5 protein-coding genes, 2 tRNA genes, 3 rRNA genes and 2 pseudogenes are annotated in these 12,510 nt (G+C 57.3%); 4 read left to right on the forward strand and 8 right to left on the reverse strand.

Annotated features, from left to right (window positions below):
- Window positions 1–46: 46 nt before the first annotated feature.
- The 3 genes from D3870_RS15345 to D3870_RS15355 form a co-directional block, all read right to left on the reverse strand.
- Window positions 47–817 (reverse strand): DUF3047 domain-containing protein, encoded by a 771-nt coding sequence (locus D3870_RS15345; protein ID WP_119740427.1) that lies wholly within the window; start codon window positions 815–817, stop codon window positions 47–49.
- 55 nt (window positions 818–872) lie between these two features.
- Window positions 873–2,675 carry an ABC transporter ATP-binding protein/permease gene (locus D3870_RS15350; RefSeq protein WP_119740429.1) on the reverse strand — a complete coding sequence of 601 codons (1,803 nt, stop codon included), beginning with the start codon at window positions 2,673–2,675 and terminating at the stop codon, window positions 873–875.
- Between the two features lie 146 nt (window positions 2,676–2,821).
- A complete protein-coding gene (locus tag D3870_RS15355; RefSeq protein WP_119740431.1) occupies window positions 2,822–3,814 on the reverse strand; it encodes a Bug family tripartite tricarboxylate transporter substrate binding protein in 993 nt (330 codons plus the stop codon).
- Window positions 3,815–4,126: 312 nt separating this feature from the next.
- Between D3870_RS15355 and D3870_RS15360 the strand changes: the two genes are divergently transcribed.
- The 4 genes and pseudogenes from D3870_RS15360 to D3870_RS15375 all read left to right on the forward strand — a co-directional run.
- On the forward strand, window positions 4,127–4,978 hold the full coding sequence (locus tag D3870_RS15360; RefSeq protein ID WP_422879652.1) for an SMP-30/gluconolactonase/LRE family protein: 852 nt from the start codon (window positions 4,127–4,129) through the stop codon (window positions 4,976–4,978).
- A 48-nt stretch (window positions 4,979–5,026) separates the two neighbouring features.
- The gene (locus D3870_RS15365) at window positions 5,027–5,572 is read left to right on the forward strand and encodes an acyloxyacyl hydrolase (RefSeq protein ID WP_119740433.1); all 546 of its coding nucleotides are present in this window, start codon (window positions 5,027–5,029) and stop codon (window positions 5,570–5,572) included.
- 125 nt (window positions 5,573–5,697) lie between these two features.
- Window positions 5,698–6,744: pseudogene (locus D3870_RS15370) on the forward strand (IS3 family transposase).
- A 16-nt stretch (window positions 6,745–6,760) separates the two neighbouring features.
- Window positions 6,761–6,901: pseudogene (locus D3870_RS15375) on the forward strand (Lrp/AsnC ligand binding domain-containing protein); the annotation flags it as partial.
- A gap of 80 nt (window positions 6,902–6,981) precedes the next feature.
- Here the strand turns inward: D3870_RS15375 and rrf are convergent.
- The 5 genes from rrf to D3870_RS15400 form a co-directional block, all read right to left on the reverse strand.
- Window positions 6,982–7,094 (reverse strand): 5S ribosomal RNA (rrf, locus tag D3870_RS15380).
- 156 nt (window positions 7,095–7,250) lie between these two features.
- Window positions 7,251–10,124, reverse strand: a 23S ribosomal RNA gene (locus tag D3870_RS15385).
- Window positions 10,125–10,417: 293 nt separating this feature from the next.
- Window positions 10,418–10,493, reverse strand: a tRNA-Ala gene (locus tag D3870_RS15390).
- Window positions 10,494–10,503: 10 nt separating this feature from the next.
- Window positions 10,504–10,580, reverse strand: a tRNA-Ile gene (locus D3870_RS15395).
- A gap of 118 nt (window positions 10,581–10,698) precedes the next feature.
- Window positions 10,699–12,229: ribosomal RNA gene (locus D3870_RS15400) — 16S ribosomal RNA — on the reverse strand.
- Together the 16S, 23S and 5S rRNA genes with 2 tRNA genes alongside form the textbook arrangement of a ribosomal RNA operon.
- Between the last annotated feature and the right edge of the window lie 281 nt (window positions 12,230–12,510).

Consider the following 12,510-nt stretch of genomic DNA (forward strand, 5'->3'; position numbering starts at 1 on the left):
GAGCCGACTGTGAGGCTGAAGTAAAGCCGGCAGCGGCCGGTCCGACCTACATGCGCTCGCGCAAGACCCGAATGTCGCCGTACCAGGCTTCCACCGTTTCGCCGGTGTTGTCGGTATCGGTCAGCACGCCGACGCCGATCAGGCGTCCCGGTTTTTCGCCGAATGCCCTTTCGTAGTCTTCCACGATATTGCGGGTGAAATTCTTCCATTGACCGATGCCGTCCGGCCCGCTGGCCGCCACGACCTTCTGGATGCGCTTGCTGCGGCTGTTCGCGATAACGGTGCCGACCGGTGCCTTGTTTTCCCAGATGTACATCATCGTCGCATAGGGAAAGTCATGACCGGTGATCAGCTTGGCGGTGTCGAACAGCACCTGGTCCGCGAACGGCAGCGTGTCCTTGTCGCCGTCGAAACCGAGCACGATGCGCACCGGCGAATCCTCCGTCGCGCCGTGAAAATTGTCCGCGGTCTTGACGAGTCCCGCGATCTTCCATTGCCACGTGAGCCAGGGTTGCTGCAGCGGATCGATGCTGACATGCTGCATCAAACCGGATGAGGCGCCGACCGCCTTCGCGTGCAGCACGGTGCGTTCTTGCTCGGCCACGAGTTGATAGTGGGTCGGCTTCTTCGTGCGCAGGATGACAACCGGCTCCCATCCGGACGGCAGACCGCCGGGCGCACCGGCGGAGAACGGTGCAAGCCGGTCCTTCGCATTGCCCGACGCGACGGCCGGGGCGGCATCGTCGTCCGGGACCTGGCGCAGCGCGCATCCGGCAATCATGACCAGCAACAGGAGCGAAACAAAAATTCGATTCATGACATCACACTAAAAGCCGGGCAACGGGAACGACGCATGCTGCGCAACACGCTCATCACGGCGTTCCCTCGACGAGCTCCTTCGCCGGCAGCCGGGCGAATTTGGTTCGCTGGATTGTATAGCGCAATGTTTCCGGTGCGGCGGATATTTCAGACACGCGCGCCGGTTCGTGAACAAACTGCCAATGAAGTTGATGGAATTTCGCCACAGCGTCGCGATGCGCAATGCTGATCACCGCGGCAGCCGGCAGTTCTCGCAGCACGAGTTCGTACAGTGCCTCTTCCGTCGCCGCATCGAGCGCGCTGGTCGCCTCGTCCAGGAACAGCACCTGCGGCCGCCACAGCAGCACGCGCACAAACGCCAGCCGCTGCTGCTCGCCCGGCGACAGGCGCTGGCTCCAGTTGTCGGACGCGTCCAGCAAGCCCTTCAGATGCGGCAGCCTGACCGCATCGAGATAGTGGCGGATGGCCAGGTCCTTGTAGGCATCTTCCGCAGCGGGATAGGCAATCGCTTCGCGCAGCGTGCCGATCGGCAGGTAGCCCTTCTGCGGCAGGAACAGCAGCCGGGCATCGGCGGGAATCTCGATGCTGCCGGAACCGTACGGCCAGATATCGGCGATCGCGCGAAACAGCGTCGATTTGCCGCAGCCCGATGGCCCGGTCACGAGAATGTGTTGGCCGACGTGGATGTCCGCCGTCAGCGGCTGTGTCAGCGGCGCGCCGTCCGGCAACCGCAAGACCACGTCCTCCAGCAGAATCGCGCCGACGTTGTTGCGCGTGACGACGATGCCGGAAGTCTGCTTGCGGGCACGATCGATCGCGGCATGGAATCCGGCGAGGCGATTGACACTCGCCTTCCAGCTCGCCAGCGAACTGAAGGCATTGATGAACCAGGACAGCGCCTCCTGCACCTGTCCGAAGGCGGAGCTGATCTGCATCAATCCGCCGAGCGTGATGGTTCCGGCAAAAAAGCGCGGTGCGCCGACCAGGAAGGGAAAGATGATGGCGAACTGCGCATAGAAGGTGGAGGCAACGTTCAGGCGCTTGGTGGTGCGCATGATCTGCCACCAGTTCTCGCGGATGCGCGCAAAGCGCGTCGCCAGCTGCGATCGCTCCTGCGGCTCGCCGCGATACAGCGCGACCGGCTCGGCATTTTCGCGGATGCGGATCAGTCCGAACCGGAAGTCCGCTTCATAACGCTGCTGCAGGAAATTCTGTCGCACCAGCGGCAAGCCGATTCGCCACACCAGCATGGAGCCGATGCCCGCGTAGGCAATCGCGAACCACACCATATAGCCCGGGATCGTCCATTCGCGCGCGCCGAGCATGAAGGACAGCGGGCCGCTGACCGACCACAGGATGCCGATGAAGGACACCAGCGTCACGACGCTCGATAGCAGTCCGAGCGAGAGCGTGAGGAAGCCGCTGGTGAGCAGGTTCAGGTCTTCGGCGATGCGCTGGTCGGGGTTGTCGGCGCTGCGGCTTTGCTCGATGCGGTAGTACGCCTGATTCTCGAGCCACCGTTCCATGTACTGGCGCGTCATCCACGCGCGCCAGTTGATCTCCAGCGCCTGCGTCAGATAGATGCGATAGATTGCAACCGCGATGTAGATGAATGCCAGCCAAGAAAATCGCCACAGCTGTTCCTTGAACACCTGGAAATCCTTCGTTTCCAGCGCGTTGTAGAAATCGCGGTTCCAGGTATTGAACTGCACATCCAGATAGACCATGCCGAGCGCAAGCGCGATGACCGCGGCCAGCAAGCCACGCGCTTTCCATTTCTCATCCGAACTCCAGTACGGTTGAATCAAGCGCCACATGGCGCGCCAGTTGGTAGGTTCGGATGGGCCTGGAGTCATGGAGCGATGGTGTCGGGATCGGGATGCGTGTTCGAAGCAGCATGCACATGTCGCGACCCGCAATTTGCGCGGCCGCGACACTGGCAAAAGAACGCTATTTCACCATGGATACATGCTGCCGGGAATGGTGGCAATCAATCCACCTTTCAATCCACCTTCGCACCGGAATCCTTCACCACCTTGGCCCATTTTTTCGACTCGGCCTGGATATGCGCGGCGAATTGTTCCGGCGTATTGCCGATCGGGTCGGCGCCTTGGGCGATCAGCTTTTCCTTCACGGCAGGACTGGATAGCGCCTTCGCGATTTCCTGCTGCAGCTTGTCGACGATGTCCTTCGGCGTGCCCGCCGGCGCGAGGATGCCGAACCACGAACTGGCCTCATAATTGGCCAGTTCGCCGCCGCTCTGCGCAATGGTCGGCACATCGGGCAGGGCCGGCGACGGCTTGCTGCTGGTGACGGCCAGCGCACGCAGCTTGCCCGCCTTGATGAAGGGCATCGACGACGGCAGATTGTCGAACATCACGTCGGCCTGACCGCCGATCAAATCGGTCACGGCCGGCGACGAACCGCGATAGGGAATGTGTACCATGTAGGTACGCGTTAACGTCTTGAACAGTTCGCCGGCCAGATGGATCGAGGTGCCGTTGCCGCTCGACGCCATGTTGAGCTTGCCGGGATGCGCTCTCGCGTAGGCGATGAAGCTCTTGACGTCGGTGATCTTGTTCTTTTCCGCCAGCGCGGTGTTGATGACAAGCACGTTCGGCACGGCGGCCACCAGCGTGACCGGGGCAAAATCCTTGACCGGATCGTAGGGCAGCTTCGGGTACAAGGCCTGATTGATCGCATGCGTGCCGACCGTTCCCATCAGCAGGGTGTAGCCGTCGGCAGCGGACTTGGCAACGATCTCCGAACCGATGTTGCCGCCCGCTCCGGGCCGATTGTCGATGATCACCTGCTGCCCCCACGCCTTGCCCAGTTCCGCGCCGACTGCGCGCGCCAGGATATCGGTGGTACCGCCGGCGGCGAAGGGCACGACCAGCTTGATCGGCTTCGAAGGATAGATCTGGGCGTGCGCCGCCACATTGAAGAGCAGTGCGGCGGCGGCACCGAGGATCGATAGCAAGCGATTGAGTTTCATGTTGTCTCCTTGTGAGTCTTCATTTTTGAGTTTTCATTTTTCCGGTCGCTGCCGGATTACCACGCCTGGTGGCATGTCGTTCGCCAGCTTACCGCGAGCGGATAGCGTCGATATGCCGCTTTCCGCAAACCCATTGTCGATGCTTGCTTGCAGCCATTATCGCGGGGCACATCGCAAACGCATCTTGATCAAGATGAAGGAAGGCGCAAGCACACCCACATTGCTAAATATTTCATTGGATAATTGGCCAACGACACCAGACAACCGATCACCATGCCGATGGACAATGTACAGGTTTTACAAGATACCCCGATGCAACTCGGAGAATGTCCGCTATGGGTGCCGGATGAGTCGGCACTCTACTGGATCGACATCGCCGGCCAGGCGGTCCATCGCCACGATACGGATAGCGGCACACATCAATCGTGGCCGCTGGCGTCGGAGCCGGGATGCATCGCCCGCTGCGCCGGCGGCGGTCTGGTGGTTGCCATGCGCAGCGGCCTTGCCTTGCTCGATACGGCAAGCGGCGCGTTGACCCCGATTGCCAGCGCCCCGTATGACGTATCGACAACGCGCTTCAACGACGGACGCTGCGATGACGCCGGCCGCCTCTGGACCGGAACAATCTATGAGCCGCGCGACCACCCCCTGGGATCGCTGTTTTGCATCGAACGCGGAGTACTGCGCGATGCAGCCAAGCCGGTAACGGTCTCGAACGGCGTCGCATTCAGCCGCGACTACCGCACCCTGTATCACGCCGATACGGCCGCGCACAGGGTCATGGCATACGACTTCGACCTTGCCAGCGGGAAAATCGGCGACGGCCGCTTGTTCAAGCAGTTTTCCATGGATAAATCGCAAGACTACGGCGGCCGCCCCGATGGCGCTGCAGTGGACAGCGAAGACGCCTATTGGTGCGCAATGTACGAAGGCGGACGCGTCCTGCGGCTGTCACGCTTCGGCGACGTGCTGCAGGAAATCGCCCTGCCGGTGCGATGCCCGACGATGCTCGCCTTCGGCGGCACGGATCTGCGCACGCTCTACATCACCACCGCCCGCCATAACCGCCCCGCTGAAGAACTTGCAAGACATCCTCTGTCCGGCTGCGTGCTGACGCTGCGGGTCGATGTCCCGGGTCGCATCGAGCCCGCATACCTTCGATAGACATCGGGCATTGAGGCATGTGAAAGCGCGAATCACCGGAGATCGCCCATGATTGCAAGCAGAACACCATGGATAGCCGTCGCTGGTTGCACATTGTTGACGCTGCCCACCCCCGGCCTCGCCATCGATTCGACATCGCTTGAATTCGGCGCCGGCGATCATACAAAAATGGTTCGCGCCGGCCTGCAATGGAAGTGGCAGCGTCAATGGTGGAAGTCCAACGGCACGCACCTCGGCGGCTATTGGGACGCGAGTCTCGCGCAATGGCGCGGCAACCGCTTTCAGGATGTCAAAGGAAACACGCAGAACATTACCTCGCTCGGCATCACCCCGGTATTTCGCTTCCAGCGCGACAGCATGAAAGGCTTCTATGCGGAAGCCGGAATCGGCATCCACTACCTCTCCGAACGCTACGACAACGGTAACCGCCAGCTATCCACCCGATTCCAGTTCGGCGACCTCCTCGGCATCGGATATGTTTTCCAGAACAACCTCGATGTCGGCATCAGGCTCCAGCATTTTTCCAACGGCGGCTACAGACAGCCAAACGATGGCGTCAATTTCGCGTTCGTACGAGTCAGTTATGGCTTCTGAAGAGGAGCAGTACCACCCTCAGCAGAATCAATCTTACGCTCACCTGCCGTATATGACAGCCTAGTTGACCTGCTCCCCGAGATTGGTACGGCGTTGATGTAGCGTCTGCCCCCAGGGAGACAGGCATGAAGAATCGATTCACGGAAGAGCAGATAATCGGGGTATTGAAGGAAGCGGAAGCCGGCATGAAGGTGGCCGAGGTGTGCCGCAAGTACGGCATCAGCGATGCTGACGTATTACAACTGGAAGGCCAAGTTCGGCGGCATGACAGTCTCGGACACGCAGCGGCTGAAAGCCCTGGAAGCCGAGAACGGCAAGCTCAAGCGGTTGCTGGCCGAGGCGATGCTGGACAACGCGGCATTGAAGGACGTCGTCGGCCGAGAGTGGCTGGGCGTCACGCGCGCTTGTGGGCTGATTAGCATATCCAGGTCGTTGTATCGCCATGCATCGACACGACCGGATGATACGGCGCTGACGGAACGATTGACGCTACTGGCAGGACAAAAGCGTCGGTATGGCTACCGCCGCCTGCATGTCCTGCTGTGCCGGGAAGGCTGGCGCATCAATCGCAAACGCACGTACCGGGTGTATCACGCTGCCGATTTGATGGTGCGCCGGCGCAAGCGCATCGCCGAGATCGAGCGTCAGATAAAAGTGGTCGCCCTCGCACCCAATCAAAGCTGCTCGATGGACTTCGTGTCGGATGACTTTGTGGATGGGCGGCGATTGCACTGCCTGAATATCGTGGATGATTTCACGAAAGAATGTTTGGCAATCGAAGTGGATGCGTCGCTGCCGGGGCGGCGTGTCGTCAGTGTGCTGGCGCGATTGGCAGAAAGCCGGGATTGCCGCAATCGGTGACCGTGGACAACGGGCCGGAATTCATCAGCAAGGCGCTCGATGAATGGGCATATCGCCAGCAGCTGCAACTGCGATTCATTGCGCCAGGCAAGCCGCAGCAGAATGCGTACATCGAGAGCTTCAACGGCAAGTTCCGGGACGAATGCCTGAATGAGCATTGGTTCTTGTCCATGCGCCATGCACGAGAAGTCATTGCCGCATGGCGTCAGGAATACAACGACGAACGGCCGCACAGTGCGCTTGGATACCTGACACCGAACAGATTTGCAGAAAGTTTTTCAACCGCAGACTCCATGTCGGTTTCGGACTGAGTTGGGGAGCAGGTCACTGCGGGTCCATGTGGGAGACATGGGGCATTTTTCGCGCTTCATGATGGAGACGCTGCTGCGGCATCCGGCGGTGCTGGACGTGAAGTCGAGTTTTGCGTTGCAGAGGGTGAAGGACACGACGGCGCTGCCGCTGGTATGAGCGGGCGGCGGTGATTGTCGCGGCGTTTCTGCAAAGCGAAACGCCCCCGGCATTGCTGGCGGGGGCGTTTCTGGAGACAAGCCTGACGATTACCTACTTTCACACTGGTTGCAGCACTATCATCGGCGCGACGTCGTTTCACGGTCCTGTTCGGGATGGGAAGGGGTGGGACCGACGCGCTATGGTCATCAGGCATAACTTGTAGTGTCGTTTGGTGCCGGTGAGCTGGCGGGTCAAACAACGCAATCCGGGAAGAAGCAGTAATTTGCGCAGGGGTCTGCGCGTATTTTGGCGGGCGTGATGCACAATCGGCATACGCAAACACTTGCCTGTAACCTGCCAAGGTTATAGGGACAAGCCGCACGGGCAATTAGTATCAGTTAGCTTAACGCATTACTGCGCTTCCACACCTGACCTATCAACGTCCTGGTCTCGAACGACCCTTCAGGGGAATCAAGTTCCCGGGAAGTCTCATCTTGAGGCAAGTTTCCCGCTTAGATGCTTTCAGCGGTTATCTCTTCCGAACTTAGCTACCCGGCAATGCCACTGGCGTGACAACCGGTACACCAGAGGTTCGTCCACTCCGGTCCTCTCGTACTAGGAGCAGCCCCCCTCAAACTTCCAACGCCCACGGCAGATAGGGACCAAACTGTCTCACGACGTTTTAAACCCAGCTCACGTACCACTTTAAATGGCGAACAGCCATACCCTTGGGACCGGCTACAGCCCCAGGATGTGATGAGCCGACATCGAGGTGCCAAACTCCCCCGTCGATATGAACTCTTGGGAGGAATCAGCCTGTTATCCCCAGAGTACCTTTTATCCGTTGAGCGATGGCCCTTCCATACAGAACCACCGGATCACTATGTCCTACTTTCGTACCTGCTCGACTTGTCAGTCTCGCAGTTAAGCACGCTTATGCCATTGCACTATTAGCACGATGTCCGACCGTACCTAGCGTACCTTCGAACTCCTCCGTTACACTTTGGGAGGAGACCGCCCCAGTCAAACTGCCTACCATGCACTGTCCCCGACCCGGATGACGGGCCAAGGTTAGAACCTCAAACAAACCAGGGTGGTATTTCAAGGTTGGCTCCACGGCAACTGGCGTCACCGCTTCAAAGCCTCCCACCTATCCTACACAGATTGGTTCAAAGTCCAATGCAAAGCTACAGTAAAGGTTCATGGGGTCTTTCCGTCTAGCCGCGGGTAGATTGCATCATCACAAACATTTCAACTTCGCTGAGTCTCGGGAGGAGACAGTGTGGCCATCGTTACGCCATTCGTGCAGGTCGGAACTTACCCGACAAGGAATTTCGCTACCTTAGGACCGTTATAGTTACGGCCGCCGTTTACTGGGACTTCAATCAAGAGCTTGCACCCCATCATTTAATCTTCCAGCACCGGGCAGGCGTCACACCCTATACGTCCACTTTCGTGTTTGCAGAGTGCTGTGTTTTTATTAAACAGTCGCAGCCACCAGTTTATTGCAACCCCTTCGTCCTTCTGGCGCAGGCCAGTCAAACTACCAGGGCGTACCTTATCCCGAAGTTACGGTACCAATTTGCCGAGTTCCTTCTCCCGAGTTCTCTCAAGCGCCTTAGAATACTCATCTCGCCCACCTGTGTCGGTTTGCGGTACGGTCTCGTATGACTGAAGCTTAGAGGCTTTTCTTGGAACCACTTCCGATTGCTTCGCGAACAAGTTCGCTCGTCCCATACCCTTGAATTACGCTGCCGGATTTGCCTAACAGCCTTCTTTGATACAGGAACCGGGACATCCAACACCCGGACAACCTTCCGCGATCCGTCCCCCCATCGCATCATACGACGGTGCAGGAATATTAACCTGCTTCCCATCAGCTACGCATCTCTGCCTCGCCTTAGGGGCCGACTCACCCTGCTCCGATGAACGTTGAACAGGAAACCTTGGGCTTACGGCGTGCGGGCCTTTCACCCGCATTATCGCTACTCATGTCAGCATTCGCACTTCTGATACCTCCAGCATCCTTTACAAGACACCTTCGCAGGCTTACAGAACGCTCTCCTACCATCTGCATTGCTGCAGATCCGCAGCTTCGGTGACTGGCTTAGCCCCGTTACATCTTCCGCGCAGGACGACTCGATCAGTGAGCTATTACGCTTTCTTTAAAGGATGGCTGCTTCTAAGCCAACCTCCTGACTGTTTTAGCCTTCCCACTTCGTTTTCCACTTAGCCAATCTTTGGGACCTTAGCTGGCGGTCTGGGTTGTTTCCCTCTTGACGCCGGACGTTAGCACCCGACGTCTGTCTCCCAAGCTCGCACTCACCGGTATTCGGAGTTTGCAATGGTTTGGTAAGTCGCGATGACCCCCTAGCCATAACAGTGCTCTACCCCCGGTGGTGATACTTGAGGCACTACCTAAATAGTTTTCGGAGAGAACCAGCTATTTCCAAGTTTGTTTAGCCTTTCACCCCTACCCACAGCTCATCCCCTAACTTTTCAACGTTAGTGGGTTCGGACCTCCAGTGCGTGTTACCGCACCTTCATCCTGGCCATGAGTAGATCACTTGGTTTCGGGTCTACACCCAGCGACTGAACGCCCTGTTCGGACTCGCTTTCGCTACGCCTTCCCTACACGGTTAAGCTTGCCACTGAATGTAAGTCGCTGACCCATTATACAAAAGGTACGCAGTCACCCCTTGCGAGGCTCCTACTGTTTGTATGCACACGGTTTCAGGATCTATTTCACTCCCCTTCCGGGGTTCTTTTCGCCTTTCCCTCACGGTACTGGTTCACTATCGGTCGATATCGAGTATTTAGCCTTGGAGGATGGTCCCCCCATCTTCAGACAGGATTTCTCGTGTCCCGCCCTACTTGTCGCAAGCCTAGTTCCACACTACGGATTTCGCGTACGGGGCTATCACCCGCTATGGCCGGACTTTCCATTCCGTTCCACTATCCCTAATGCTAAATCTTGCAGGCTGGTCCCATTTCGCTCGCCACTACTTTGGGAATCTCGGTTGATTTCTTTTCCTGCAGCTACTTAGATGTTTCAGTTCGCCACGTTCGCTTCGTTACCCTATGTATTCAGATAACGATGACCTTACGGCCGGGTTTCCCCATTCGGAAATCCGCGGATCAAAGCCTGTTTGCTGGCTCCCCGCGGCTTATCGCAAGCTACTACGTCCTTCATCGCCTGATATCGCCAAGGCATCCACCATGTGCACTTATTCGCTTGTCCCTATAACGTTAGCTTCTGTTGCCAGAAACGGTTACAGAGTTTGAGTTTGAATATGCCGTAATCCAGACTACTCATCTTGCGACGAGAACTCTTTCATACATATGATTGATACAATCACAACCCACCAGCACATCCCGACGCATTCATCACAAACACATCAGTCTGCACTGATAAATCTTTACTACCTCTTCCAGATTGTTAAAGAACAAAAACAGCCATTGATCCTGAAAGATCAAACCCAAATCCCACGACGCACTGCGCCGCCGACTTGGGTTTGACATTTCCGCGAATGATGGTGGAGGTTGACGGGATCGAACCGACGACCCCCTGCTTGCAAAGCAGGTGCTCTCCCAGCTGAGCTAAACCCCCGAATCTTTCCTGGTGGGTCTGGTTGGGCTCGAACCAACGACCCCCGCGTTATCAACACGGTGCTCTAACCAGCTGAGCTACAGACCCGCTTGATCAGATCTCAGTCACCTTCAACCGGCCAGCCGCACCGATTGCCCACTGTTTTCTGTCTCTTCTTATTAACACACCGATAAGTGTGAGCACTTGACGCTCGTGCAAACTCTAGAAAGGAGGTGATCCAGCCGCACCTTCCGATACGGCTACCTTGTTACGACTTCACCCCAGTCACGAATCCTACCGTGGTGAGCGCCCTCCTTGCGGTTAGGCTACCCACTTCTGGTAAAACCCGCTCCCATGGTGTGACGGGCGGTGTGTACAAGACCCGGGAACGTATTCACCGCGACATGCTGATCCGCGATTACTAGCGATTCCAACTTCATGGAGTCGAGTTGCAGACTCCAATCCGGACTACGATACACTTTCTGGGATTAGCTCCCCCTCGCGGGTTGGCGGCCCTCTGTATGTACCATTGTATGACGTGTGAAGCCCTACCCATAAGGGCCATGAGGACTTGACGTCATCCCCACCTTCCTCCGGTTTGTCACCGGCAGTCTCATTAGAGTGCCCTTTCGTAGCAACTAATGACAAGGGTTGCGCTCGTTGCGGGACTTAACCCAACATCTCACGACACGAGCTGACGACAGCCATGCAGCACCTGTGCGCCGGTTCTCTTTCGAGCACTCCCGCCTCTCAGCAGGATTCCGACCATGTCAAGGGTAGGTAAGGTTTTTCGCGTTGCATCGAATTAATCCACATCATCCACCGCTTGTGCGGGTCCCCGTCAATTCCTTTGAGTTTTAATCTTGCGACCGTACTCCCCAGGCGGTCAACTTCACGCGTTAGCTGCGTTACCAAGTCAATTAAGACCCGACAACTAGTTGACATCGTTTAGGGCGTGGACTACCAGGGTATCTAATCCTGTTTGCTCCCCACGCTTTCGTGCATGAGCGTCAGTGTTATCCCAGGGGGCTGCCTTCGCCATCGGTATTCCTCCACATATCTACGCATTTCACTGCTACACGTGGAATTCTACCCCCCTCTGACACACTCTAGCCGTGCAGTCACCAATGCAGTTCCCAGGTTAAGCCCGGGGATTTCACATCGGTCTTGCACAACCGCCTGCGCACGCTTTACGCCCAGTAATTCCGATTAACGCTTGCACCCTACGTATTACCGCGGCTGCTGGCACGTAGTTAGCCGGTGCTTATTCTTCCGGTACCGTCATCCCCCCGAGGTATTATCCCAGGGGATTTCTTTCCGGACAAAAGTGCTTTACAACCCGAAGGCCTTCTTCACACACGCGGCATTGCTGGATCAGGGTTGCCCCCATTGTCCAAAATTCCCCACTGCTGCCTCCCGTAGGAGTCTGGGCCGTGTCTCAGTCCCAGTGTGGCTGGTCGTCCTCTCAGACCAGCTACTGATCGTCGCCTTGGTGGGCTCTTACCCCGCCAACTAGCTAATCAGATATCGGCCGCTCCACGAGCATGAGGTCTTGCGATCCCCCACTTTCATCCGTAGATCGTATGCGGTATTAGCCAGTCTTTCGACTGGTTATCCCCCACTCCAGGGCACGTTCCGATATGTTACTCACCCGTTCGCCACTCGCCGCCAGGATTGCTCCCGCGCTGCCGTTCGACTTGCATGTGTAAGGCATGCCGCCAGCGTTCAATCTGAGCCAGGATCAAACTCTTCAGTTCAATCTCTGTTTCTGCCCTCTCGGGCACAGTCGTTTCCGACTGGTCGCTCACTCAAAATACTGACAGGTAACTTCTTGCGAACTTACCTATATTTCTTTGCGAGCACTTGATATTTGTAAAGTTACACAGCAAGGCAAAACCCCGCTGCCGCACTCCCATCAAGCACCCACACTTATCGGCTGTTAATTGTTAAAGAACCACCCCGCCCGCACCGCATTCCTGCGACACCCCACCGAATCGTCTTGTTCGGCAGCAGCAGAGAAACGAGATTATGCAGGGGT

Origin of the sequence: Noviherbaspirillum cavernae, assembly GCF_003590875.1 — a bacterium.
In the GTDB taxonomy this organism is placed as follows: domain Bacteria; phylum Pseudomonadota; class Gammaproteobacteria; order Burkholderiales; family Burkholderiaceae_D; genus Noviherbaspirillum; species Noviherbaspirillum cavernae.

Excerpts from the sequence above, each read along its gene's own strand:
- D3870_RS15360 (WP_422879652.1), top strand. The coding sequence starts at position 4,127 with ATGCAACTCGGAGAATGTCCGCTATGGGTGCCGGATGAGTCGGCACTC.
- D3870_RS15355 (WP_119740431.1), bottom strand. The coding sequence starts at position 3,814 with ATGAAACTCAATCGCTTGCTATCGATCCTCGGTGCCGCCGCCGCACTG.
- D3870_RS15365 (WP_119740433.1), top strand. The coding sequence starts at position 5,027 with ATGATTGCAAGCAGAACACCATGGATAGCCGTCGCTGGTTGCACATTG.
- D3870_RS15345 (WP_119740427.1), bottom strand. The coding sequence starts at position 817 with ATGAATCGAATTTTTGTTTCGCTCCTGTTGCTGGTCATGATTGCCGGA.
- D3870_RS15350 (WP_119740429.1), bottom strand. The coding sequence starts at position 2,675 with ATGACTCCAGGCCCATCCGAACCTACCAACTGGCGCGCCATGTGGCGC.